Origin of the sequence: Xenorhabdus taiwanensis (assembly GCF_036512875.1) — a bacterium.
In the GTDB taxonomy this organism is placed as follows: Bacteria; Pseudomonadota; Gammaproteobacteria; order Enterobacterales; family Enterobacteriaceae; genus Xenorhabdus; species Xenorhabdus taiwanensis.
Genome location: NZ_AP028978.1, coordinates 3,508,731 through 3,533,698, shown reverse-complemented (window position 1 = coordinate 3,533,698; position 24,968 = coordinate 3,508,731). Strand labels below are relative to the sequence as shown.

Here is a 24,968-nt window from a genome sequence, read left to right as displayed (position 1 = left end):
AATCAGTCTAAAATAATATGCGGGTAGAAGCGTGACAGATCTTGGGTAATTAACTCTCGGTCTTCACGGATACAGATACCCGCAGATTGATCATCTACTAACCAGCTACCGACCAGCGCATAGTTACCATCAAATTTTGGTAATGCGTGGAACTGTTGGATGATCATGCCCTCTTCCCCGTAAGGGCCATCCGCGCTGGCGATTTCACGGCCGTTTTCAATGATGCGAATATTAGCCCCTTCGCGGGAGAACAGGGGCTTAATGACATAGCTGTTCATGTCTGAAGGGCGTTCATCCGCAAAATAGGCAGGCAGCAAGTTAGGATGATTTGGGAACATTTTCCACAGCATTGGCAGCAGCGCCTTGTTGGAGATAATGCTTTTCCATGCTGGCTCCAGCCAACGGACACCCGCATCAGCCAGTTTGGTAGAGAATATCTCACGCAGCATAAATTCCCACGGATATAGCTTAAACAGGTTGCTGATCACTTGATCCTGCAAGTCAGTAAACTGCCCTTTTTCACCCAGCCCGATATCCTCAATAAACAGGAACTCGGTGGGAATATCAGCTTCCGCAGCACAATCCTGCAAATATTGGATGGTGCCACGATCTTCTTCAGTATCCTGACAGCAAGCCATGTGCAGCAGGCCAAATCCATGTTTTTCGCGTAACTGTGCAAAACGCGCAATCAGCTTTTCTTGCAGGCTGTTAAATTGATCAGCATTTGATGGCAGATTGCCGGCATTCATCTGGTCTTCCAGCCAGATCCACTGAAAGAAAGCCGATTCATACAGAGACGTTGGGGTATCGGCGTTGTTTTCCAGCAACTTGGGGGGATTTTTGCCATCATAGGCCAAATCCAGACGGGAATAGAGAGAAGGTTGGCTGGTTACCCACGAAGAACGGATAAATTCCCAACAGTGTTTTGGGATCTGGAATTTGGTCAGCAGCTCTTCACTATCGACCACTTTTTCCACGACCTGCAAACACATTTGGTGGAGTTCTGCCGTTGCATCTTCAATTTCTTCAATTTGGTTCAGGGTGAACTGGTAATAAGCGTCTTCACTCCAGTAAGGCTGACCATACATAGTATGAAAATTAAAACCAAACTCTGCTGCTTTTTCGCGCCAATCCGGGCGCTCGGTAATACTAATGCGTTTCATCTTTAATTAACCACCCATAGAGCGGGAAGAACTGGAACTTGAGCTTGCGGACGAACGTTGCATGGCAGATTGTTTCGCCACGGATTCACCAAATCCACCACGGGTAATTGTAGTTGTGGTTGCCGGTTTTGGTGCCATTGCCGTTTTTGGCACGGTCATGCTGCGACCACCTGCGGTAGCAGGGCCATAGCTTTTACCTGTCGCATCAACAAACTTGCCATTTGCTGGGCTGGAAGCCGATTGTGATGTGAACAGCGGTTGAGATGGTGCAGAGCTGCCGCCCATTAAGCGTCCCATCATATAACCTGCCATCAAAGGCATCCAGAAACTGCTGCTACTGCTTTGTGCCTGAGCCTGACCGACTCCCGCCTGAGCAGGGGCTTGCGTACATTGTTGTTCACCGAATTCAGCCACGCACTCTTCACGAGTCGCATATTTCGGTGCTGTTTTTTCCGCTTCTTTCAGGGCATTGTTATAGGCGGTCTTGCATTGTTCACTTTGAGAAGGATTTGCCTGAGAACACTCATCGACATTGGTGTAGAGTGATACCGTTTCATCGTTTTGTTCACAGGCAGTAAGCATGAAAACGGTACTGACAGCAAGCGCTACAGGTGTCAGGCGATAGCTTCGCCACGTTTTACGGAAAGAATCGCGGTTTATCTCTTTTGTCCGTTTCATAGTCATAGGGGCATCCATCTTGAAGGTATCTGATTAAGATTAAGAGCCGTATCCCATTTTATTGTGTTCAATGGGCGTGGCTCTCAGGGATGTGCTAAAAAGCAGCCTACAAAATAGCGGGCTGCTTTCTTTATTAGTATAGCGTTTTTAATATAACGTTTTTCAATCGAGAACGATAGGGCATTAAATCAGCGAACTGACGGCGTTTTTATCTCTTTAATAATGTTGCTGGCAGAGGTTGAAATTTGTGCACCTAACATTTTGTTCAACTCTATCAAATCATTTTCATTTAAAGTGCCACGCGCCTGTTTGTTCTGTAACAGAGAAAGCAGGTAATCGTAACGTGCTTTAGACAAATTTTGTTTGGCTTGATAAAGCTTGGTTGTCGATTCCAGCACATCAACAATGGTACGGGTTCCTACCTGATAGCCTGCTTCCATTGAATCCAATGAACTTTGTGCAGAAAGTACCGCCTGTTTGTTGGCGTCAACACTACTGATCGCAGCAGCAATGTTATTGGTGGAGGAATGTACTTCTTGTGTGACTTTACGATACGTATTTTCCAAATCCTGACTGGCGCTGACAAAACTGTATTTTGCCTGTTCTACTTGAGAATAAGTGGCTCCGCCACTGAATAGAGGTAAACTTAAAGATAACCCTACGGAATTCTTTCCGCTGTATTCATCTGTTCGATTATTTCCGCGTGTATGGTTGTTAGAAACACCTGTATCTGCGGTTAAATTAACCGTTGGCATATAACCTGTCTGCATTTCTTTGATCTGCTCGCGTCTTAAATCTTGCACCAAGCGGGCTGACAGCAGATTCAGGTTACGGATTTCTGCTTCTTTTAGTACTTTATCAGCCAGTTCTGGTTGTTGAGTTCTGAATTGATCAATATTCAATGCCGCCAACTGCGGATAGTAAGTACCCGTAATCATGCGCAGTTTTTCCAGCGCGTTTTCCAGATTGTTGCGATCAGAAACTTCGGTTGCCAGAATTGAGTCATATTGGGCACGGGCATTCTGCACGTCGGTAATGGCAACTAAACCGACATTAAAACGCTGAGTAGTTTGATCCAGTTGACGGTACAGTGAGGCTTTTTGAGCTTCGGTAAAGGTCAATGTATCAATTTTATTCAGAACGTCAAAATAGGCTTGCGCAGTATTGAGAATTAATTGCTGTTGAGCTGCTTGAAATTTGATGTCTTCAATACCAGCATTTTTTTCTGATTGACTGAGTCGATTCCATTTCGCCATATCAAAAATGGTTTGAGTCAATCGCAGACCAACACCTGTATTATGAGATTCTGAATTTCTGGCGTCGCGAAAACCCTTACCATAATTAACTTCTGCACTCAGACCCAACTGAGGCAATAAAGTACTACGAGCTTCATTAATCTTTTCAACCACTGAATTGCGATCAGCTTGTGCTTTAAGTAATTCGGGATTGGTTTCTTTCGCCTGCTGATAAATCTGGAGCAGATCGGCAGCATGACCCGAAGTACTAAAACCTACCAGATTCATAGCGATAAAAAGAGAGAGCAATTTTTTCATTTGCGTTCCTTGTTGTGCAGCTATTTTGCTTAGGTTGCCTCTGCATAAAAACTAATACCACAGATTCTAGCAGAGAATGCCAGCAGGGTAGGGTGGCTGTTTGTGCCATATTGCCTCATTTTTCTGCTTGTTTGTATCATCAAAATCAATTTATTTAGCTCAATATGAAAAAATATCTTTTAATAATAGGAAATTTTAAAAACTAATCAGAGGATTTTATGAGTAAAAACCTTGCTTTGCCATATACTTTTACTAAACAAGACGTCGAAGTTATTTCTCAAAAAACGCTTTATCGCGGTTTTTTTAAAATGACTGAATATCAATTCAAGCATCGCCTATTTCGCGGAGGTTGGAGTGAAACCATTAAACGTGAAGTTTTTGAACGAGGTCATGCCGGCGTTTTGTTGCCTTATGATCCGGTACGCGATGAAGTTGTTTTGATTGAACAAATCCGTATTCCGGCGATTGAAACCAGTCATACGCCGTGGCTGTTGGAAGTGATTGCCGGTATGATCGAAGAGGGAGAAGACGCTGAACAGGTCGTCCGTCGCGAAGCCGTGGAAGAGGCAGGAATTGAGGTTAAGCGCTGCCAGCCTGCATTAAGTTATCTTTCCAGCCCTGGCGGTACAACTGAGCGTATGCATATCTTTGTCGGTGAAGTCGATGCTGCCACGGCATCAGGGGTTCATGGTCTGGAAGGTGAGCATGAAGATATCCGTGTTCTGGTTGTGAGTCGTGAGCAGGCTTATCAATGGGTAGAAGAGGGTATTATCGATAATGCGGCTTCCGTTATTGCAATACAGTGGCTGGCGTTGCACCATGAAAAACTTAGGAAAAAGTGGTTGGGTAATCATTCCTAATTTACGTTGGAAAATGGGAAGTGTGCCCCAGTCAGCAGATCTTTTGCATAAAGACACGTTAAAATAATCCTTATGATCGACAGGAAAAGGAAACCTTTTGGAAAGCCTGCTTGAAGTACCTGTGGCAGAAGGCGCCACAGCCAGAATACTGCAAATTACCGACACGCACCTTTTTGCTAATAAGGGAGACTCATTGCTGGGAGTCAATACCTATCGCAGTTATCATGCGGTATTGGATATGATTTTGCAGCAAAACCGCGATATTGATTTGATCGTTGCGACAGGTGATTTGGTACAGGATCAGACCATCAATGCTTACCAGCATTTTGCTGAAGGTATTGCTCGTTTACCTGCACCTTGTGTTTGGTTACCCGGTAATCATGATTATCAACCCGCGATGGTTGACACGTTGGCAGCAGCGGGCATTTCACCTTCCAAGCAGATATTTATCGGACAGCATTGGCAGTTGATTATGCTGGACAGTCAGGTGCAAGGGGTTCCTCATGGTGAATTGACGGATTATCAGCTTGAGTGGATGAAAAAATGCCTGAATGAACACAGTGATCGCCATGCGATTATTATGCTTCACCATCATCCGATTCCGTCTGGATGCACATGGCTGGATCAGCACAGTTTGCGTAATGCGCCTGAATTATCAGAATGTCTGAAAGGTGAAACTCAGGTGAAAGCCATACTGTGTGGGCACATCCATCAGGAAGTGGATGAAATATGGAACGGTATTCGTGTTATGGCAACCCCATCAACCTGTGTGCAATTTAAGCCTCATTGTACTAATTTTATGCTTGATACAGTGGCTCCGGGATGGCGTTATCTCGAACTGTCTGTGGCTGGCAATAATCAAGAAGCGAAATTGCAGACACAGGTTCACAGGCTTAAGAATAACGAGTTTTGCCCGGATTTAGATTCGGACGGGTATTAATGTCGATATTACTTTACTTACATGGCTTCAATAGTTCCCCTCAATCAGCGAAAGCGAATGCGCTGAAAACGTGGTTGCACCAGCAGCACCCTGAAATTGATATGCTGGTGCCGCAGTTACCCCCCTATCCTGAAGATGCGGCCATCTTACTGGAAGAACTGGTGATGGAGCACGCTGGTGAAAATATCGGACTGGTAGGTTCTTCTCTGGGCGGTTATCTGGCTATCTGGCTTTCCCAGTGCTTTGGTTTGCCCGCCGTGGTTGTCAATCCTGCGGTACGTCCTTTCGACTTGCTTCAGAATTATCTTGGGGAAAACGTGAATCCCTATACCGAAGAGCGCTATACTCTCGAACCAAGCCATATACATGATCTCAAAGTGATGCACATTGACCCGCTGGAATCACCTGATCTTATTTGGTTATTGCAACAAACAGGGGATGAGGTGCTCGATTACCGTCAGGCCGTTGCTTACCTGATGCAGTGCCGACAGACGGTTGAATCTGGTGGGAACCATGCTTTTATTGGCTTCGAATATTATTTCCCTCAAATCATTGACTTCTTGGGGCTAACCAGTGGCAATAGTAAAAAAATTGCCAAAAACAGGTAAACGACTGGTATTATCAACAGTATATCAATACTGATTGGCCCTCTAATAACGAAGCAACCGACAGAATTACAACATGACTCAATCTAGTTACAACGCAGAGGCCATTGAAGTCCTCAGTGGCCTGGAGCCAGTTCGTCGCCGTCCCGGCATGTATACTGATACAGCCCGCCCGAACCATCTGGCACAGGAAGTGATCGATAACAGTGTGGACGAAGCTCTGGCTGGTCACGCGAAGCATATTGAAGTAATCCTTCACAGCGATCAGTCTCTGGAAGTGATAGATGATGGCCGTGGTATGCCGGTTGATATCCATCCTGAAGAAAAAGTTTCTGCTGTTGAATTGATTTTAACCCGCCTGCATGCGGGCGGAAAATTTTCCAATAAAAATTACCAATTCTCTGGTGGTTTGCATGGGGTTGGGATCTCGGTGGTTAACGCCCTGTCCAGACGCGTGGAAGTGACGGTTCGTCGTAACAGTCAGGTACACCAAATCGCTTTTGAAAATGGTGAGAAAGTACAAGAGTTGGAAATCATCGGCAGTTGTGGCAAACGCAATACCGGAACGAGTGTCCATTTCTGGCCAGATGAAAGCTATTTCGACACGCCCCGTTTTTCTGCCACTCGCTTGACTCATTTACTGAAAGCCAAGGCGGTACTGTGTCCGGGAGTTGAGATTGTTTTTAAGGATAAACTGAACGATACCGAGCAAAAATGGTGTTATGCCGATGGGTTGACAGATTATCTGTTAGAAGCCGTCAATGGGCTGATAACATTACCACAAGCGCCTTTTGTCGGCACATTAAGTGGGGATACTGAAGCGGTTGACTGGGCAGTGCTCTGGCTACCAGAAGGCGGAGAATTATTGACGGAAAGTTACGTCAACTTGATCCCAACGGTACAAGGTGGTACCCATGTTAACGGCTTGCGTCAAGGCTTGTTGGATGCCATGCGTGAATTCTGCGAATTCCGCAATATGTTGCCACGTGGGGTTAAACTCTCTGCCGATGATATCTGGGATCGCTGTGCTTATGTGCTATCGCTTAAAATGCAAGATCCGCAATTTGCTGGTCAAACCAAAGAGCGTCTCTCTTCTCGCCAGTCTGCGGCTTTCGTTTCCGGTGTGGTGAAAGATGCATTCAGTTTGTGGTTGAACCAGCATATTCAAGATGCAGAGCAACTTGCTGAAATGGCGATTGCCAGTGCGCAGCGTAGAATGCGGGCGGCGAAGAAAGTGGTACGCAAAAAGCTGACCAATGGCCCAGCTTTGCCGGGTAAATTGGCAGATTGCACTGTACAAGATCTCAATGTTACTGAACTGTTTTTAGTAGAAGGGGATTCCGCGGGCGGCTCTGCGAAGCAAGCGCGTGATCGTGAGTTTCAGGCAATTATGCCACTGCGTGGAAAAATCCTGAATACCTGGGAAGTCTCTTCGGATGAAGTACTGGCTTCGCAGGAAGTTCATGATATATCTGTTGCGATTGGTATTGATCCGGATAGCGACGATCTAAGCCAACTGCGCTACGGTAAAATCTGCATACTGGCGGACGCTGACTCTGATGGATTACACATTGCAACATTGCTGTGCGCTCTGTTTGTCCGTCACTTCCCGACATTGGTGAAACGCGGGCATGTCTACATGGCAATGCCGCCGCTATACCGCATCGACCTTGGCAAAGAAGTGCATTATGCGCTGGATGAAGGGGAAAAAAGTGCCATTCTGGATCGTTTGAGTCGCAAGCGGGGCAAGCCGAACGTTCAGCGCTTTAAAGGATTGGGTGAAATGAACCCAATGCAATTACGTGAAACCACGTTAGATCCTAACACTCGCCGTCTGGTGCAATTGACTATCGACGATGAAAATTATCAAGAAACCCTCTCAGTCATGGATATGCTTCTGGCGAAGAAACGCTCAGAAGATCGCCGTAATTGGCTGCAAGAGAAGGGCGATTCCATTGATATCGAAGTTTAGCGTATGAATTTAGTGCATAAGATTAAATGCACACAGAGAAATACAGCGCAAAGGTAGTCAATACAGATCCTGAGGAAATTAATACATGAGTGAGATAACTCACGATGGTGTGGAGCGTCAGCCGCTTCACACATTCACTGAAAACGCCTATTTGAATTACTCCATGTACGTCATTATGGACAGGGCGTTGCCTTTTATCGGTGATGGCTTAAAGCCTGTTCAGCGTCGTATTGTCTATGCGATGTCAGAACTTGGGCTGAACAACAGTGCCAAATTTAAAAAATCTGCCCGTACCGTCGGTGATGTGCTCGGTAAATATCATCCGCATGGTGATGGTGCCTGTTATGAAGCTATGGTTTTGATGGCACAGCCTTTCTCATACCGCTATCCGTTAGTCGACGGGCAAGGAAACTGGGGGGCACCGGATGATCCAAAATCCTTTGCGGCGATGCGTTATACCGAATCTCGTTTGTCTAAATATGCCGAATTGTTACTGTCTGAGTTGGGGCAAGGAACCGTAGATTGGGTGCCAAACTTTGATGGTACATTGCAGGAGCCTAAGTGTTTGCCTGCGCGTCTGCCCAATATCCTGCTCAATGGCACCACAGGCATAGCTGTTGGTATGGCGACCGACATCCCGCCACACAATGCCCGTGAGGTCGCTAATGCACTGATTGCCATGCTGGATAAACCCGATCTATCGCTTGATGAGGCGATGGAATATGTCAAAGGGCCAGACTATCCAACAGAAGCAGAGATCATCACGTCAAAAGAAGATATCCGCAAGATCTACAAAAATGGCCGCGGTTCGGTGCGGATGCGGGCGATTTGGTCGAAAGAAGAAGGTAACGTAGTCATCACGGCTTTGCCTCATCAGGTATCTGGCGCGAAGGTTTTAGAACAAATTGCCAGCCAAATGCGGGCAAAGAAGTTACCGATGGTGGATGATCTGCGTGACGAGTCTGATCATGAAAATCCAACCCGACTGGTGATTGTTCCCCGTACTAACCGCGTGGATGTCGAGCAGGTAATGAACCACCTGTTTGTGACCACCGATTTGGAAAAAAGCTATCGCGTCAATCTCAACATGATTGGTCTGGATAACCGTCCTGCGGTTAAGGGTTTGGTTGAGATCCTCAGTGAATGGCTGGTTTTCCGCCGTGAAACCGTGCGTAATCGCCTGAACCATCGCCTGGAAAAAGTGCTTAAGCGTTTGCATATCCTGGAAGGTTTGCTGGCGGCTTATCTTAATATTGATGAAGTTATCCACATTATTCGTAATGAAGATGAACCCAAGTCAATATTGATGCAGCGTTTTGAATTAACCGAAACGCAGGCAGAAGCTATTCTTGAACTGAAATTGCGCCATCTGGCGAAACTGGAAGAAGTTAAAATTCGTGGCGAACAGGATGAACTGGCGAAAGAACGTGACAAACTTCAGGCGATTTTAGGTTCTGAGCGTAAGTTAAATACGTTACTGAAAAAAGAAATTATTGCCGATGCAGAAAGCTACGGTGATGACCGTCGCTCCCCATTGAAAGAGCGTACGGAAGCAAAAGCCATGAGTGATCACGATATCCTGCCATCTGAGCCGATTACTGTCATTATGTCAGAGATGGGTTGGGTACGCAGTGCGAAAGGGCATGAGATTGATCCGGCTGGTTTGAATTATAAATCTGGTGACAGTTTCCGCAGTGCGGTGCGTGGCAAGAGTAACCAGCCAGTGGTCTTTATTGATACCACAGGGCGCAGTTATTCCGTTGATCCATTGGATTTGCCATCAGCCAGAGGGCAGGGAGAACCACTAACAGGCAAACTGGCGTTGCCGGCAGGGGCATCGGTTGAGCATCTTTTGATGGCGAAAGAAGAACAGAAATTCTTGATGGCATCTGATGCGGGGTATGGTTTTATCTGTACTTTTAATGATTTGATTGCCAAGAACCGGGCGGGCAAGGCGATGATTACTTTGCCTGAAAATGCCAAAGTGATGCAGCCGTTGGAGATTAACAACGAACAGGAAGACATGTTACTGGCGATTACCAAAGCGGGTCGTATGTTGATGTTTCCGGTGGCTGATCTACCGCAGCTTTCAAAGGGCAAGGGCAATAAGATTGTTTCCATCCCGGCGGCACAGGCTGTATCAGGCGAAGATATGTTGGCTTGGTTATTGGTATTGCCGCCACAATCTTCAATCACACTTTACTTTGGCAAACGCAAGTTACTACTTCACCCTGAAGATTTACTGAAATTCAGGGCAGAGAGAGGGCGCAAGGGAGCGTCTCTGCCTCGTGGGTTACAGCGTGTTGAGCGCGTTGAAGTGGTTTGTAATACAAGCAATTAAGTTGCAAATTGGCAGGAAAAAAAGGTATCAATCATTATTTCAGGCCAGTTTTATAACTGGCCTTTCAGCAAGGGGCAGCTATGCTAGCAATCATTCGGGGCATTATTGTTATTCTGTTTACGATACTGATCTTTATTTTTGGAGGTATTTACTGTTTATTCAGTCCACGTAACCCACGCCATGTTATGACTTTTGGGCGTGCGTTTGGCAAATTACATAAAGTGCTTGGCATCAAGCTGCTGGAACGTATTCCAGAGGAAGCACGGAAATATGGGCCGAGCATTTATATCGGCAATCATCAAAATAATTACGACATGGTTACGATGTCGAATGCGGTGCAGCCGCGTGCAGTCACCGTGGGCAAAAAAAGTCTGGTCTTTATTCCCTTCTTTGGCCAGCTTTATTGGCTGACAGGTAATATTTTGATCGACAGGGAAAATCGGACAAGAGCACATGGCACGATTTCACAGGTTGTCAAACAGATCAAAAAAAATCGGGTTTCGATTTGGATGTTTCCAGAAGGAACGCGCAGCCGTGGCCGTGGATTGCTGCCTTTTAAAACAGGCGCCTTTCATGCTGCCATTGCAGCAGGTGTACCTATCGTGCCGGTCTGTGTTTCGACAACACACGATAAAATAAAACTGAATCGTTGGGACAATGGCACCGTTATTGTTGAAATGTTGCCTCCGATTGACACCACAAAATATACCAAAGATCAGGTTCGTGAATTGGCAGAACATTGCCGAGAAATGATGAAAACGAAAATTGAAGAATTGGATAAAGAAGTCGAGGCACTTAATCAGCGTAGATAGCTAGCTGGACGGATTATCACTATAATTTTTCGATAATTTTAGAAATTCTCTCCTATTCGCGATATGATTGCGTTTGATAAATTAACGTTTTTATTAAACGCAATCGGTAGAATAATCAATCCTGATAGCCACAATATCAGGGTATTCATCCCCGCAATTATTTGAATTAGGCAATCATTGGAAATTGCTATTCGGGTTGTGAAAATTATTTTTATCGTAAAGAGACTATTCCTTCTGTGGAGACCTTCTGTGGAGAAAGTATGTCACTGAGTCGGCGCCAATTTATTCAGGCTTCTGGTTTGGCAATGTGTTTAGGGGCGCTTCCTTTTGTCGTTCGGGCCAACAAAAATCAACAAACAAAATTGCCGCTCCCTCCCTTACTGGAATCCCGCAGAGGGCAACCCCTGTTTTTAGCCATACAAAAAGCCTCCTGGTCGTTTAATGGTCATAATAAAGCTCAAGTCTGGGGCATCAACGGACATTATCTGGGGCCAACCATTCGGGTTCACCGAGGGGATGATGTCAAACTGATCTATAGCAATCGGTTATCTGAACCGGTTTCAATGACAGTTGGGGGATTACTGGTGCCTGGAACCTTGATGGGAGGTTTGGCTCGTTTGATGGCACCGGGGGAAAGCTGGTCACCGGTTATCCCGATAGATCAAGTTGCATCAACCTGTTGGTATCATGCCAATACCCCAAATCGTATGGCACGGCATGTCTATGCTGGCCTTGCAGGTATGTGGCTGGTGGAAGATGAAAGTAGCCGTAGCCTGCCTTTGCCCAGACATTATGGAGTCGATGATTTTCCGGTTATCTTGCAAGATAAGCGATTGGATAATTTTGGTGCTCCGCAATATAACCCGCCGGCTAATCAAGGTTTTCTTGGTGATAGCTTAATTGTTAATGGTGTCGAAAATCCTTTTGTGGAGGTTGCCAGAGGTTGGGTCAGATTACGCTTTCTGAATGCATCTAATGCCCGACGATATCAATTGCAACTCAGTGATGGGCGCCCTTTCTACATGATTGCCACTGATCAAGGCTTGTTGCCTGCTCCTGTGGCAGTACCGTTATTGTCACTCGCGCCGGGAGAACGGCGAGAAGTCTTGATTGATATGTCGAAAGTGGAGAGTGTTACCGTTACCGCGGGAGAATCTGCTGGCGTAATCGATCGTTTGAAAGGCTTGTTTGAACCTTCGACCAAACTGCTGTCAACGACGGTATTAACCCTGAAAGCCAGCGGGTTGCTTCCTTTGGTGACAGATCAACTACCGACTCAGCTTATCGTTGATAATACACAGATCAACTCTACCATTCAAAGTCGTCAGATTGAGTTGGGCGATTATTCTCAAGGGATTAATGGCTCATTGCTGAATGCACATCGAATCGATATCACAAGCCAACAAGGTGCATGGGAACGCTGGATAGTCACAACGTCAGTGCCCCAGCCTTTCCATATTGAAGGAGTAAGATTTAAGGTCATCAGCTTGAATGGCAACCGCCCAGAACCACAGGATTATGGCTGGAAAGATACCGTTTGGATCGATAGTCGGGCAGAATTGCTGGTTAATATGATGCAGTCGTCTTATGAACATTTTCCTTTCATGTATTACAGCCAGATATTGGAGATGGCAGATAGTGGGGTAGCCGGACAGTTAATTGTCAATCCTGCTGGTTTTTAAATGAAATTTTTGCACTGACTTTACTCGTTTCTGGCTCTGTTTCAGATAGATATTCTGTCAAATTGTATAAAGTTGTTATTTTGCTGCCTGCTTGTTAAGTAATAATCGTTAAATAACGGATTGTTTAACAATTCGCGGGCAAACTCACTATTTGTTTGGATAAATGGCTAATTTTATCGACTGCGAGTAACCCTTTCCGTATAGTGTCCCAAATTTTCATACTACTTAGCTGTAAGGTGATTTAATGATTATCAGCTTGATTGCTGCGATGGCTATGGATCGAGTTATCGGTATGGAAAATGCCATGCCGTGGACTTTACCAGGTGATTTAGCCTGGTTTAAACACAATACACTCGCAAAGCCAGTTGTAATGGGGCGAGTGACTTATGAATCGATTGGTCGCCCTTTGCCAGGACGCCTGAATATCGTGATTAGCAGCCAACCTGCAAGTGATGATCGGGTGACTTGGGTTAACTCTATCGAAGCTGCTTTATCAGCCGCTGGCGATGTTAAAGAAGTGATGGTGATGGGAGGAGGAAAAATTTATGAGCAGTTTATTCCTCTGGCTAATCGTATGTATATAACTCACATTGACGCAGAAGTGATTGGTGACACGCATTTCCCTGATTATGAACCTGATGAATGGGACTCAACGTTTACCGAATATCACGATGCAGATGAAAGCAATTCTCATAGCTATTGTTTTGAAATTCTGGAACGCCGAGAGTGAGCTAATCTTATCTTACGTGCGGAGTGCCCTGGGGCACTCCGGTGTCACCGTCAGATTTATCATTTATCAGACTTATGATTTAGTGAATAATGAATTCTGACTGAAATACTGTTTATCTTCCCAACGAAGCAAAGTCAATTTACCTCCCCAACAACATCCTGTATCCAGAGCGTAGATGCCAGCGGGTGTACCTTTACCTTCCAGAGCAGCCCAGTGACCAAAGGCAATTGAATAGTCTTCAGGAATGCTGCGGGGTAATTCGAACCAAGGTTTTAGGGGAGCAGGCGCATTTTCCGGTTTGGATTTGCAGCTCATATCCAATTGACCATGTGGAAAACAATAACGCATTCGGGTCAAGGCATTGGTACTGTAACGTAATCGGGCAAGTCCGCTTAACTCTGGCGTCCAATTGTTTGGCATATCCCCATACATCTCATTGAGAAACAAGGGGTAGCTGTCACTGCGAAGAATAGCTTCTACTTCACGGGCACATATTTTGGCTGTTTCCAAATCCCATTGTGGAGTAAGCCCGGCATGTGCCATGACGAGTTTCAGTTCATCATCGATTTGCAGCATTGGCTGTTTTCTCAACCAATTTATTAATTCATCAGCATCCGGTGCCGCGAGTAATTCATCCAGCAAATCTTTTGGTTTATTGCGACTGATCTTAGCGTAAACCGCCAACAGATGCAGATCGTGATTGCCTAATACCAGTTTAACTGCGGAGCCGAGCTGCTTGATGTAGCGAAGTACTGCCAATGAATCAGGGCCACGAGCGACCAGATCACCTGTTAACCATAAAGTGTCTTCACTGGAATTAAAATCGACTTGTTCTAACAAAGCACGAAATTCACGATAACAGCCGTGAATATCGCCAATAAGGTATGTAGCCATAATTAATTTATCAGTGCTGGAATAGCCAGCCGGAATACGGGAATGGCGACACGGAATGGACGACCATCGTGATCGATCATGTTATAGTGACCTTCCATTGTCCCCAGAGGTGTTTCTAAAATAGCGCCACTGCTGTAGCGATATTCTGTTCCCGGTGGGATCAAAGGTTGTTTTCCCACAACCCCTTCACCCTGAACTTCGGTTAGGTGACCATCACTGTTGGTAATGCGCCAGTAACGGCTGATAAGTTGCACAGGGGAATGCCCAAGATTACGAATTGATACGGTATAAGCAAACACAAAACGTTGTTGTTCCGGCTGTGATTGACTTTCTACGTAAGTACTTTGTACTTGAATATGAATTCTTGGTTCATTGAGCATAGGTACCTCCTGTTGCTGCAACGCCTGTTTATTTGTTTAGGCAATTTCAGGTTGAGATGATAACCAATTCGCCATCTTACAGTATTGCTCGACAGAGATGTTTTCAGCCCGTGTGTTTGGATCAATACCCAATTCAGTTAACTGTTCAACAGAAAAAATGTTCCCAAGGCTATTGCGGATCGTTTTTCTCCGTTGGTTAAATGCCTGAGTTGTGATCCGGGCTAACATGCGAATGTCCTGAACAGGATAAGGCATACTCTTGTGTGGGATCAAACGAACAATAGCAGAGTCCACTTTTGGCGCTGGTGTGAATGCTGTTGGCGGTACTTCAAGAACAGGGATTACCTGACAATAGTATTGTGCCATCACACTTAAGCGTCCATAGGCTTTACTGTCAGGCCCGGCAACAAGGCGATTCACAACTTCTTTCTGCAACATAAAGTTCATATCAGCGATAGCATCAGTATAGCTGAAAAGATGGAACATTAACGGCGTAGAGATGTTATAGGGCAAGTTACCAAATACACGCAGGGATTGCCCATGTTCTTTAGCAATCTGACCAAAATCAACGGTCATTGCATCTTGTTGAATGATTGTCAGCTTATCTTTCAGTTTGGGGTGGACATGCAGACGAGCCGCTAAATCACGGTCCAGCTCGACGACAGTCATCTTATCCATGCGTTCACCCACTGGCTCTGTCAGTGCTCCCAGACCTGGGCCGATTTCCACGATGGCCTGACCAGCCTGTGGGTTCATCGCATTGACAATACTATCAATGATAAATTGATCGGTTAAAAAGTTTTGCCCGAAACGTTTACGGGCATGGTGCCCTTGATGGACTTTGTTATTCATTACTGTTTTGTATCATTTTAATTGCTAGATTCAATGCGGTGATAAAACTACCCACATCAGCTTGACCTGTCCCCGCCAGCTCCAGTGCTGTGCCATGATCGACAGAAGTTCGGATAAATGGCAGTCCCAACGTAATATTTACGGCCCTGCCAAAACCTTGGTATTTTAACACGGGTAACCCTTGATCGTGATACATCGAAAGCACGGCATCAGCATGATCTAAATATTTGGCTTGGAACAGGGTATCCGCAGGTAATGGACCTTCCAGCCATATCCCTTCTGCTCTCAGACTGTCTAAGGCGGGAATGATGATATCGATTTCTTCATGTCCCATATGCCCACCTTCACCGGCATGAGGATTCAGACCGCAAACATAGATATGGGGACGGGGAATACCGAATTTGGTTTTTAGATCATGATTAAGAATGGTGATCACTTCCCGCAGAGAATCAAACGTAATTGCTTTGGGGACATCCATAATCGGAAGATGCGTGGTTGCCAGAGCCACCCGTAGCTCTTCCGTTGCCAACATCATGACCACCCTTGAGCATTGGCTGTGGTCAGCAAAAAACTCAGTATGTCCGGTAAAAGGCACGCCGGCATCATTAATGACACCTTTATGTACAGGTCCGGTCACCAATGCTGAGAACTCCCCATTCAGGCAGCCATCGCAAGCTCTTGCTAAGGTTTCCGTAACGTAAGTCCCGTTTTTCCGGTTTAATTCCCCTGCAATCGTCGGGGAGTGGAGGTTAACGGGCAGGATGGTCAGGGTTCCGGCTGCTTGTGATGAAGAATTGTGTTCTGGAGAATAAGTTTGCAGTTGCAGGGGTAAATTCAATTGGTTAGCTCGGGATAGCATCAGCTCTGGATCAGCACAGACAACCAGTTGGCTAGGCCACTCTTTTTGAGCCAGAGCAATGACTAAGTCAGGACCAACCCCGGCTGGTTCGCCGGGGGTAATGACGATGGGTTTATTATTGTGCATTGTTACCATCTAAAATTTTCACATAAGCAGAGGCGCGTAATTCCTGCATCCAGCTTTGTGCCTCTTCATTGAATTTACGGTTGAACAGCAGGCGGTAGGCGCGATCTTTCTGTGCGGCGTCTGTTCTGTCAACTTTGCGGCTATCCAGCAGTTGGATTAAGTGCCAGCCGAAAGAGGAGTGAACAGGCTGGCTGATCTCACCTTTTTGCAGCTTCATCAACGCATCACGGAAAGCAGGATCGTAAGCACTCGGCAAATTCCAACCCAGTTCTCCACCGCGCATGGCTGAACCTGGATCTTCAGAATGCGCTTTTGCTGCTTCTTCGAATGAGGTTTTGCCACTTAAGATCTCTTCTCTGAGTTTCATCAACTCGTTGCGTGCCTGCTCGTCATTCATAATAGGTGACGTTTTCAGCAGAATATGGCGGGCATTCACTTCGGTGACGGCAATAGACATCTGACCACCACGGATATCATTCACTTTCAGAATGTGAAAACCAACGCCAGAGCGAATTGGGCCAATAATCTGTCCCTTATGGGCAGATTGGAGCTGTGCAGCGAACAGGGATGGCAGTTCTTGCAGTTTGCTCCAACCCATATTTCCCCCTTTCAGGGCTTGGGTATCACCGGAATAGGAGAGTGCTAATTTACCGAAATCCACGCCATTCTGGAGTTCAGATAAGATTTTTTTGATTGTGGTTTCAGCTTTTTCTACCTGCTCTTGGCTCGGGTTTTCCGGCAGAGGGATCAGGATCTGGCTGATATTTACCTCAGAGTCCTGACTGTTTTGGTTGCTGATTTGGTTAGCCAGTGAATCAACTTCCTGTGGCAGGATAGTGATGCGGCGGCGTACTTCATTGTTACGTACTTCTGCAATCATCATTTCTTTGCGGATCTGATTACGGTAAGCATCAAAGCTCATACCCTCTGTGCTCAGATTTTGTTTCAACTGAGCAAGGTTCAAGTGGTTTTGAGCCGCAATATTCGTGATCGCAGAATCTAAGGCTTGGTCAGGGATAGTTATTTGCATCTGGTTTGCCATTTGCAGAACAATATCATCCATAATCAGGCGCTCAAGGATTTGGTGACGCAATGTTTTTTCATCCGGTAATTGCTGGCTTGCATGTTTTGCATTGAGTTTCACGGATTGTAAAAGGCTGTTGACGTCACTTTCCAGTACGACATCATTGTTAACAACGGCAGCTACCTTATTCAGCTCTTGTGGAGCCGCCATTGCGACAGAGTTTACTGAAAACATCAATCCGAAAATCAGCGATCTCCAGTTCTTCATACATTTCCCATCATATCAATCCCGCCTTGGCGGGGTTATTTTGTTTACATTGCGTTTAGTGGTATCAGAATGCACGTTGGTATGGAAGAATACCTTGCTGCAACATTTTCTGACTACCTAAACTATGATTGTTACTTAAGCCACGAAGTTCAACATTGAATGACCATTTGTTGTCATATTGACTGCTGTCGAAGCGCCAGTCGGTGATCTTGCGTTCATAACCTACACTGACTGCCCAGCAGCAGGTGTTGTATTGCAAACCGACCATCTGGTTTGCTGGCTGCTTCTCTTTGGTATCGTAGTAATAAGCCCCGACAAACGCCCAACGATCTGATAACGGCCAGCTTGCCACCATACCAATTTGAGAAATTCCTTGCTGGTAAGCGGGTGCGCCTCCCTTGAGTGTGGCTTGAATATAATCGCGGTCAACAAAACGGTAGCTTAGCTGCAACATGCGGTCAGCATCACGACGGTATTCCATTATGGCATTACCCATAGTGAAGCTGTTCAGACGATTATCATATTGTAACCCGCCTTTGATGCCCCAGGAATCATTGATTCTCCAGTGTACATCTCCAGCCCAGGTTGTCGCCCCCGTTCCTTTTTTATTCCCGATGATATCTTTGCTACCTGGAACAGATTCAGTATCTTCGGTACGTGGACGTTCAAAGTAGTAGATTTGACCTAAAGATAAGCTAAAACGTTCAACTAAATCTTCATTATAAATACGGGTAGTCACGCCAGTGGTAAATTGATTGGCAGACGAGATGCGATCTAAGCCGCTGTAGAAGCGATCGCGGAACAGCCCGGTATAGTCCGATTGCAGTAAAGAAGAATCAAAGTTATTGATGTTATTTTGATTCTTATAAGGCACATAGAGATATTGAACACGTGGCTCCAGCGTCTGGGTATAATTCTGGTTAAAATACATGGCGCGTTCAAACACCATCTTCGCATCTGATTTAAATACCGGCAGAACACGGTTGACTGATCTTTCCAATGATGCCGTATCAGGCTTATTTTTGGTCGCTTCTGAAATATCTTGCTCATAGTGCGTCGCCATCAATTTAAATTCATTATTGATGCTTGCCCAGCCATTAGAGAGTGGTAAGTTAATGGCGGGTTCCAAATGCCAGCGTGTTGCATCCGGCCACTGATTGCCGACACTGGTAAATTTCGCTACTTGGGCATAAGTATGAAAATCAAATGGTCCCAGATTATTCTTATAGTAATTAAAGTCTAACTGAGGGGCTGCCCGATAAGCTTTTTTGCTCTCACTTGGGGTAAAGATTTGGAACTGTTTGGTTGTCAGTGTGGTATTCCAGTTTTGCTGGGCATAGCCAATACTGAATTTCTGAGTGGCATAGCCATCGGTGCTGGAACCGTATTGTGAGTTGAAATCACTGAAATAGTTCGGATCACTGACTTTGGTATAATCAGCACTGAAACGCCAAACCTGATTCATGACACCACTGTGATTCCAGTAGAACAACCAGCGGCTGTTGCTATCCCGCTCAGGTCTGATATTGAGTCTTTTATCCTCTTTATACAGACGGTCGTGACCAATCCAATCCAGCGCAACTGTACCTGCACCCGCTTTGGTTAAGTAACGGAATTCATTATCCAGCTTCAAACCTCGCATCGAGATGAGATGCGGGGTAATTGTGGCATCATAGTTGGGTGCAATGTTCCAATAGTATGGCAACAGGAATTGGAAGCCATCTTTGTTGGAAAAACTGGCATTCGGAATTAAGAAACCAGAACGGCGTTTATCTCCGATGGGTAATTGCAAATATGGCGTATAAAACACCGGCACATTGGCAACGCGAAAACGGGCATTCCAGATTTCAGCGACTTCTTCTTCACGGTCAAGGATGACCTCAGAACCCACGACACTCCAGCTATCATTACCGGGCAGGCAGGAAGTGAATATCCCATTATTCATGATGGTGTAGCGGTTCTCATCACGCAGCATCATCTTATCTGCGCTACCACGTCCTTGACGGCCAACCATCTGGTACTTGCCTTGTTCAACGTCGGTATCTTTATTGTTCAGATTCGTCCAGGCGCGTGGTCCCTTCAAAATGATCTGAGGGTCATCATAGCTGACATTACCCACTGCGGTAACAGTGCGCACAGGTTCTTTATCCTGCTCTTGGGTCTGTTCGAGCCGAACTTTATCGGCTATCAGTGTCTTATTTCCCTGTTGGATATTCACATTGCCAATGAACTCAGCCGCATTGGGATATTCACCGTGAGAATCATCGGACTGAATATAAACTGGCAGTTTATTAGGATCGCCTGTGATAATTGGCTTATCGTAGACAGGTACACCCAGCATACATTGTGCTGCAAGGTCAGCATGAGCTTGCTGACTATAAAGCGCTGCCCATACCATTGTGGCCAGCAGGGTAGGATAACATTTATTCATAGATGTTTATGCGGTTCCGTCATCAGTGGCATCGTGCCGGCAAACGCTCAGAGACTAACGTAGTTGAGAGATATGCGCCAGAGCAAAGTTTAACTTTGCTAATCTTGTTGTTAGGCACAGAGCTTAATGGATAGTATGATAATGCAAAATTGTGCTCAGAGCATTGGGGAATTGAAGACTATATGCAGTATTGGGGAAAATTATTCGGATTGATATTTGGGATTGCATCTGGTGCGGGTTTTTGGGGGATCGTGATTGGCTTAGTGCTTGGTCACATCTTTGACAAAATCAGGATGCAGAAGTTGGGGAGAACGACTAAAGGCCCAACCCGGCAGGCGCTGTTTTTCCGCAGTACTTTTCAAGTATTGGGGCATTTAACCAAAGCCAAAGGACGGGTAACAGAAACGGATATCCAGCTTGCCACCCAATTGATGAACAGAATGCAACTGCATGGTGAGGCACGGCTTTCCGCGCAGCAGGCGTTTCGTGAAGGCAAACAGCCCCAATTTCCTTTGCGTGAAACAATGCGACAATTACGCCGTGCTTGCTTTGGTCGTTCTGATCTGATCCGCATGTTTCTGGAAATTCAGCTACAAGCTGCATTTGCTGATGGCGAACTGCATCCCAATGAAAGAAAAGTGCTGTTTGTTATTGCCGAAGAGTTAGGTATTTCCCGTACTCAATTTGAACAATTCCTTACCATGATGGAAGGCGGCCGCCATTTCAGTGGACAGTACCAGCAGTATGGGCGCTATCAAGGCCATGAGCAGCAGCGTGCGACATTGGAAGATGCTTGTAAGGTATTGGGCGTCAATAAACAAGATGATGCGACCACTATTAAGCGAGCTTATCGAAAACTGATGAGTGAGCACCATCCCGATAAACTGGTGGCAAAAGGTTTACCACCAGAAATGATGGAACTGGCGAAACAAAAGACGCAATCCATCCAGTCGGCTTACGATTTGATTAAAAAGGAACGGGGCTTTAAATAGCGCTCGTCAAAATTCGGCTTTACACTCAAAATGCATTGGTGTGCCATAAGCCGGATGAGTAATAAAGAGTTCTTGAGCATGTAATTGCAGGCGAGGCGCCATTTCTCTTGCCTGAGTATGAGCATAGAACTTATCTCCCAGAATGGGATTACCCAGTGCCAGCATATGCACGCGAAGCTGATGCGAGCGTCCTGTGATGGGCGCCAGCCTGACACGTGTTGCCTGGGCCTCATATTCCAGTACCTGATACTCAGTTTGTGCGGATTTGCCTGTATCAAAACAGACTTTTTGTTTTGGGCGATTTGGCCAATCGCAGATTAAAGGCAGATCCACCAAACCTTTTTCCTGTTCCAGCTTTCCCCATACCCGTGCGATATAAACTTTTTTCGGCTCACGTTCACGGAACTGGCGTTTTAACTCACGCTCGGCGGCTTTGGTCAGCGCCACAACCATGATACCGCTGGTCGCCATATCCAATCGATGGACTGATTCGGCTGTAGGAAATTCAGCTTGTATCCGTGTCATGATACTGTCTTTGTGCTCTTCTGCTTTACCCTGCACAGAAAGTAACCCACTGGGTTTGTTGACAACCATAATGTGCTCGTCCTGATATAGCACATATAACCAGGGATCTGTCGGGGGATTATAAGACTCCAGCATAGTGGCTCCAATGAGTCGGGAAAACAAAACTCAGGGACATCTTACGGAAAGCGCCCCTGAGTTTACCGAATGACAGGTTATTGCTGTCTATTTATTGACGTCTGCTTATTGATGAGAAATAACCACCAAACGAATCGCATCCAGACGCCAGTTGGCTTGATCAAGATTGAGCAGCAGATGTTTATGCTCGGAGCTAATCGCTTCCAGTTCATCATCACGAATATTCGGGTTAACCGCTTTTAGGGCTTCCATACGTGACAATTCAGTCGACAGCGCTTCATCGGCCTCTTTCTTCGCTTTCTCAATCAACGCACGCGCTTGCTCTTCAATCAGAGGTTCAGATTGTTGCAAGATGGCATGAACTTCTTTCTGTACCGCATTAACCAGTTTACTGGCGTTATGACGGTTAATCGCATTGAGCTGACGGTTGAAACTTTCAAACTCAACCTGAGGAGCCAGATTGGTGCCTTTCAGATCCAACAAAAGACGCACTGGTGTTGGTGGTAAGAAACGAGTCAATTGCAGGTGCTTCGGCGCCTGAGCTTCAACAACGTAAATCAACTCAACCAACAGTGTACCGACTGGCAGAGCTTTGTTTTTCAGGATAGAAACGGCACAGCTTCCCGTATCTCCCGACAGGATTAAATCTAGGCCATTACGAATGATAGGGTGTTCCCAGCTCAGGAACTGAGTATCTTCGCGGGAGAGGGCTTTTTCTCGGTCAAATGTAATCGAGCAGCCATCTTTGGGCAATCCAGGGAAATCAGGAACCAGCATATGATCGGATGGATGCAGGGCAATAATATTGTCGCAGCGATCTTCTTGATTGATGCCAATGATATCGAACAAATTCAGGGAAAAATTTACCAGATCCGTGTCGTTATCTTGCGCAGCAATCTTTTCTGCCAGTTTCTGGCCTTGCTCGCCACCGTTGGAGTTCATCTCCAGCAGACGATCACGTCCTTGTTCCAATTGCTGTTTAAGCTTTTCATGGTGCCCGCGACATTCGGCAATAAATTCACTGAAGCCAGTTTGCTCATTGGGTTTAGCCAGGAAATTGAGCAGGGTTTCATAATACTTGTCATAGATAGAGCGACCTGTTGGACAAGTATGCTCAAAGGCATCCAGCCCTTCGTGATACCAGCGCAGGAGAATGGATTGCGCAGTGTTTTCCAGATAAGGCACACTGATTTTAATATTACGGTTTTGACCGATACGATCCAGACGACCGATACGTTGTTCCAGCAAACCAGGGTTGAAGGGCAAATCAAACATGACAAGTTGGTTGGCAAACTGGAAGTTACGCCCTTCTGAGCCAATCTCAGAGCAGAGCAGCACTTGCGCACCTTCTTCCTCAGAAGCGAAATAAGCGGCGGCACGGTCACGCTCCAGCAAGGACAAACCTTCGTGGAACACAGCACTGCGGATGCCTTCGCGTTCACGCAGAATTTGCTCCAGTTGCAGTGCCGTTTCTGCCTTGGCACAGATCACCAACACTTTCTCATCGCGGTTTGCCATCAAGAATCCCATCAGCCATTCTACGCGAGGATCGAAATTCCACCATGTGGCATTTTCTCCTTCGAATTCCTGATAGATCCGCTCAGGATAGAGCATATCTTTGGCGCGAGACTCCACTGTCTTTTTGGCTCCCATGATTTCAGAAACCTTGATTGCCGTCTGATATTGGGCTGGCAGGGGTAACTTGATCTCGTGCAGCTCACGATGCGGGAAGCCTTTCACACCACCACGGGTGTTACGGAAAAGTAGTCGGCTGGTGCCGTGGCGATCCATCAACATCGTGATCAGTTCGCTGCGGGCATCTTTGCTTTCCTCATCCTTATCGCTGTTTGCGGCTTTCAGCAGAGGCTCAATATCTTGTTCACTGATCAGTTCAACGATAGCATTTTGCTGGTCATTGTTCAGGGTTTCACCGGACAACAGCAACGTCACGGCATCCGCGACAGGGCGATATTTCTGTTGTTCATCAATAAAGGCTTGATAATCGTGGAAACGATTTGGGTCCAACAGGCGCAGGCGGGCAAAGTGGCTTTCTTGCCCCAACTGCTCTGGTGTCGCCGTTAACAATAAGACAGACGGGATTTGTTCTGCCAATTGTTCAATAACTTGATATTCGCGGCTTGGGGATTTTTCGCTCCATGCCAGATGGTGAGCTTCATCCACCACCATCAAATCCCAGCTTGCTTCCAGCAGAAGTTCAAAACGTTGCTTATTGCGGCGAACAAAATCTAAGGAACAGATAATCAACTGCTCAGTTTCGAACGGATTATCGCTGTCATGCAGTGCTTCGCTATATCGGCCATCATCAAATAGGGAAAAACGCAGGTTGAAACGGCGCAGCATTTCTACCAGCCATTGGTGTTGCAGGCTATCTGGCACAATAACTAACACACGTTCAGCCCGTCCGGCCATTAATTGCTGATGGATAATCATCCCGGCTTCAATCGTTTTCCCCAGGCCGACCTCATCCGCCAGTAATACACGTGGTGCGTGGCGCTTGCCTACTTCATTGGCAATATGTAATTGGTGAGGGATCAAACTGGCACGGATACCACGCAGCCCACTTTCTGCCAGACGGAACTGCTCGCTTTGGTGCTTACGGGCACGAAAACGCAAAGCAAAGCGATCCATGCGGTCAATTTGACCTGCAAACAGGCGATCTTGTGGCTTATTGAACGTCAGCTTGCTATCCAGAAAAACTTCCCGCAAGCAGATATTTTCTTCTTCAGTATCCAGGCGAGTACCGACATAGATCAGCAGGCCATTATCTTGTTGGACATCCTCGATCTTGATTTTCCAGCCTTCGTGACTGGTCACAGTATCGCCTACATTAAACATAACGCGGGTGATGGGGGAGTCATTGCGTGCGTAAAGGCGGTTTTCTCCGCTGGCAGGGAAGAGCAACGTTACCATGCGCGCATCAAGCGCCACGACTGTTCCTAATCCAAGTTCGCTTTCTGTATCGCTTATCCAGCGTTGACCAAGAGTAAATGGCATAAATTTTGGCTCAGTTTTCTGTTAGACAATATTATTTTATGGTTGCAGGATGGCTGCTTTTGTCGGATATCGTTCGTTATTGGTTATCGATAGGGATAGTTTTCAATTGCACTCTACAATGCCCATTTTTCG

At 46.1% G+C, this 24,968-nt stretch carries 20 protein-coding genes; 9 read left to right on the top strand and 11 right to left on the bottom strand.

All coding sequences use genetic code 11. From position 1 onward, the window contains the following. Positions 1-2: 2 nt before the first annotated feature. The 3 genes from ACE1SE_RS16485 to tolC all read right to left on the bottom strand — a co-directional run bounded on the left by ACE1SE_RS16485 (position 3) and on the right by tolC (position 3,394). Entirely contained in the window at positions 3-1,163 is a 1,161-nt protein-coding gene (locus tag ACE1SE_RS16485; RefSeq protein WP_374051790.1) for a glutathionylspermidine synthase family protein, read from the bottom strand. Positions 1,164-1,169: 6 nt separating this feature from the next. After that, positions 1,170-1,841 (bottom strand): DUF1190 family protein, encoded by a 672-nt coding sequence (locus tag ACE1SE_RS16480; protein WP_374053700.1) that lies wholly within the window; start codon positions 1,839-1,841, stop codon positions 1,170-1,172. Between the two features lie 188 nt (positions 1,842-2,029). Beyond that, a complete protein-coding gene (tolC, locus tag ACE1SE_RS16475; protein ID WP_374051789.1) occupies positions 2,030-3,394 on the bottom strand; it encodes an outer membrane channel protein TolC in 1,365 nt (454 codons plus the stop codon). 218 nt (positions 3,395-3,612) lie between these two features. On the opposite strand from tolC, the gene nudF reads away from it, so the two are divergent. The 8 genes from nudF to folA all read left to right on the top strand — a co-directional run bounded on the left by nudF (position 3,613) and on the right by folA (position 13,336). After that, the gene (gene nudF, locus ACE1SE_RS16470; protein ID WP_374051788.1) at positions 3,613-4,254 is read left to right on the top strand and encodes an ADP-ribose diphosphatase; all 642 of its coding nucleotides are present in this window, start codon (positions 3,613-3,615) and stop codon (positions 4,252-4,254) included. 97 nt (positions 4,255-4,351) lie between these two features. Continuing rightward, positions 4,352-5,194, top strand: a complete 843-nt coding sequence (cpdA, locus tag ACE1SE_RS16465) for a 3',5'-cyclic-AMP phosphodiesterase (RefSeq protein ID WP_374051787.1) — start codon at positions 4,352-4,354, stop codon at positions 5,192-5,194. Beyond that, the gene (gene yqiA / locus ACE1SE_RS16460; protein ID WP_374051786.1) at positions 5,194-5,802 is read left to right on the top strand and encodes an esterase YqiA; all 609 of its coding nucleotides are present in this window, start codon (positions 5,194-5,196) and stop codon (positions 5,800-5,802) included. Before cpdA ends, yqiA begins: the two co-directional genes overlap by 1 nt. 73 nt (positions 5,803-5,875) lie before the next feature. Beyond that, on the top strand, positions 5,876-7,771 hold the full coding sequence (gene parE / locus ACE1SE_RS16455; RefSeq protein ID WP_374051785.1) for a DNA topoisomerase IV subunit B: 1,896 nt from the start codon (positions 5,876-5,878) through the stop codon (positions 7,769-7,771). An 85-nt stretch (positions 7,772-7,856) separates the two neighbouring features. Then, on the top strand, positions 7,857-10,112 hold the full coding sequence (gene parC, locus ACE1SE_RS16450) for a DNA topoisomerase IV subunit A (protein ID WP_374051784.1): 2,256 nt from the start codon (positions 7,857-7,859) through the stop codon (positions 10,110-10,112). 80 nt (positions 10,113-10,192) lie between these two features. Continuing rightward, a complete protein-coding gene (locus ACE1SE_RS16445; protein WP_374051783.1) occupies positions 10,193-10,924 on the top strand; it encodes a 1-acylglycerol-3-phosphate O-acyltransferase in 732 nt (243 codons plus the stop codon). A 260-nt stretch (positions 10,925-11,184) separates the two neighbouring features. After that, positions 11,185-12,606: a cell division protein FtsP gene (ftsP, locus tag ACE1SE_RS16440; RefSeq protein ID WP_374051782.1), complete on the top strand. Its 1,422-nt coding sequence runs from the start codon at positions 11,185-11,187 to the stop codon at positions 12,604-12,606. Positions 12,607-12,850: 244 nt separating this feature from the next. Further along, positions 12,851-13,336 carry a type 3 dihydrofolate reductase gene (folA, locus tag ACE1SE_RS16435; RefSeq protein WP_374051781.1) on the top strand — a complete coding sequence of 162 codons (486 nt, stop codon included), beginning with the start codon at positions 12,851-12,853 and terminating at the stop codon, positions 13,334-13,336. Between the two features lie 72 nt (positions 13,337-13,408). On the opposite strand, the gene apaH is transcribed toward folA, so the two are convergent. The 6 genes from apaH to lptD all read right to left on the bottom strand — a co-directional run bounded on the left by apaH (position 13,409) and on the right by lptD (position 20,169). After that, positions 13,409-14,230 (bottom strand): bis(5'-nucleosyl)-tetraphosphatase (symmetrical) ApaH, encoded by an 822-nt coding sequence (apaH, locus tag ACE1SE_RS16430; RefSeq protein ID WP_374051780.1) that lies wholly within the window; start codon positions 14,228-14,230, stop codon positions 13,409-13,411. A 2-nt stretch (positions 14,231-14,232) separates the two neighbouring features. Beyond that, positions 14,233-14,610, bottom strand: coding sequence for a Co2+/Mg2+ efflux facilitator ApaG/CorD (apaG, locus tag ACE1SE_RS16425; RefSeq protein ID WP_374051779.1), 378 nt, complete (start codon positions 14,608-14,610; stop codon positions 14,233-14,235). A 36-nt stretch (positions 14,611-14,646) separates the two neighbouring features. Continuing rightward, complete coding sequence (gene rsmA, locus ACE1SE_RS16420; RefSeq protein WP_374051778.1) at positions 14,647-15,462, bottom strand: 16S rRNA (adenine(1518)-N(6)/adenine(1519)-N(6))-dimethyltransferase RsmA; 816 nt, start codon at positions 15,460-15,462, stop codon at positions 14,647-14,649. Next, positions 15,455-16,447 carry a 4-hydroxythreonine-4-phosphate dehydrogenase PdxA gene (gene pdxA / locus ACE1SE_RS16415; protein ID WP_374051777.1) on the bottom strand — a complete coding sequence of 331 codons (993 nt, stop codon included), beginning with the start codon at positions 16,445-16,447 and terminating at the stop codon, positions 15,455-15,457. The genes rsmA and pdxA overlap by 8 nt, the downstream gene beginning before the upstream one ends. After that, on the bottom strand, positions 16,437-17,738 hold the full coding sequence (gene surA, locus ACE1SE_RS16410) for a peptidylprolyl isomerase SurA (RefSeq protein ID WP_374051776.1): 1,302 nt from the start codon (positions 17,736-17,738) through the stop codon (positions 16,437-16,439). Before surA ends, pdxA begins: the two co-directional genes overlap by 11 nt. A 64-nt stretch (positions 17,739-17,802) precedes the next feature. Beyond that, a complete protein-coding gene (lptD, locus tag ACE1SE_RS16405; RefSeq protein ID WP_374051775.1) occupies positions 17,803-20,169 on the bottom strand; it encodes an LPS assembly protein LptD in 2,367 nt (788 codons plus the stop codon). A 182-nt stretch (positions 20,170-20,351) separates the two neighbouring features. Between lptD and djlA the strand changes: the two genes are divergently transcribed. Continuing rightward, positions 20,352-21,161, top strand: coding sequence for a co-chaperone DjlA (gene djlA / locus ACE1SE_RS16400; RefSeq protein ID WP_374051774.1), 810 nt, complete (start codon positions 20,352-20,354; stop codon positions 21,159-21,161). 6 nt (positions 21,162-21,167) lie between these two features. On the opposite strand, the gene rluA is transcribed toward djlA, so the two are convergent. Both rluA and rapA read right to left on the bottom strand, forming a co-directional pair. Further along, the gene (gene rluA / locus ACE1SE_RS16395) at positions 21,168-21,821 is read right to left on the bottom strand and encodes a bifunctional tRNA pseudouridine(32) synthase/23S rRNA pseudouridine(746) synthase RluA (protein ID WP_374051773.1); all 654 of its coding nucleotides are present in this window, start codon (positions 21,819-21,821) and stop codon (positions 21,168-21,170) included. Between the two features lie 105 nt (positions 21,822-21,926). Further along, a complete protein-coding gene (gene rapA / locus ACE1SE_RS16390; RefSeq protein ID WP_374051772.1) occupies positions 21,927-24,836 on the bottom strand; it encodes an RNA polymerase-associated protein RapA in 2,910 nt (969 codons plus the stop codon). Positions 24,837-24,968: the final 132 nt, after the last annotated feature.

Coding starts and splice junctions, on each gene's coding strand:
- ACE1SE_RS16485 (WP_374051790.1), bottom strand. CDS start 1,163: ATGAAACGCATTAGTATTACCGAGCGCCCGGATTGGCGCGAAAAAGCA.
- ACE1SE_RS16480 (WP_374053700.1), bottom strand. CDS start 1,841: ATGAAACGGACAAAAGAGATAAACCGCGATTCTTTCCGTAAAACGTGG.
- tolC (WP_374051789.1), bottom strand. CDS start 3,394: ATGAAAAAATTGCTCTCTCTTTTTATCGCTATGAATCTGGTAGGTTTT.
- nudF (WP_374051788.1), top strand. CDS start 3,613: ATGAGTAAAAACCTTGCTTTGCCATATACTTTTACTAAACAAGACGTC.
- yqiA (WP_374051786.1), top strand. CDS start 5,194: ATGTCGATATTACTTTACTTACATGGCTTCAATAGTTCCCCTCAATCA.
- parE (WP_374051785.1), top strand. CDS start 5,876: ATGACTCAATCTAGTTACAACGCAGAGGCCATTGAAGTCCTCAGTGGC.
- parC (WP_374051784.1), top strand. CDS start 7,857: ATGAGTGAGATAACTCACGATGGTGTGGAGCGTCAGCCGCTTCACACA.
- ACE1SE_RS16445 (WP_374051783.1), top strand. CDS start 10,193: ATGCTAGCAATCATTCGGGGCATTATTGTTATTCTGTTTACGATACTG.
- ftsP (WP_374051782.1), top strand. CDS start 11,185: ATGTCACTGAGTCGGCGCCAATTTATTCAGGCTTCTGGTTTGGCAATG.
- folA (WP_374051781.1), top strand. CDS start 12,851: ATGATTATCAGCTTGATTGCTGCGATGGCTATGGATCGAGTTATCGGT.
- apaH (WP_374051780.1), bottom strand. CDS start 14,230: ATGGCTACATACCTTATTGGCGATATTCACGGCTGTTATCGTGAATTT.
- apaG (WP_374051779.1), bottom strand. CDS start 14,610: ATGCTCAATGAACCAAGAATTCATATTCAAGTACAAAGTACTTACGTA.
- rsmA (WP_374051778.1), bottom strand. CDS start 15,462: ATGAATAACAAAGTCCATCAAGGGCACCATGCCCGTAAACGTTTCGGG.
- pdxA (WP_374051777.1), bottom strand. CDS start 16,447: ATGCACAATAATAAACCCATCGTCATTACCCCCGGCGAACCAGCCGGG.
- surA (WP_374051776.1), bottom strand. CDS start 17,738: ATGAAGAACTGGAGATCGCTGATTTTCGGATTGATGTTTTCAGTAAAC.
- lptD (WP_374051775.1), bottom strand. CDS start 20,169: ATGAATAAATGTTATCCTACCCTGCTGGCCACAATGGTATGGGCAGCG.
- djlA (WP_374051774.1), top strand. CDS start 20,352: ATGCAGTATTGGGGAAAATTATTCGGATTGATATTTGGGATTGCATCT.
- rluA (WP_374051773.1), bottom strand. CDS start 21,821: ATGCTGGAGTCTTATAATCCCCCGACAGATCCCTGGTTATATGTGCTA.
- rapA (WP_374051772.1), bottom strand. CDS start 24,836: ATGCCATTTACTCTTGGTCAACGCTGGATAAGCGATACAGAAAGCGAA.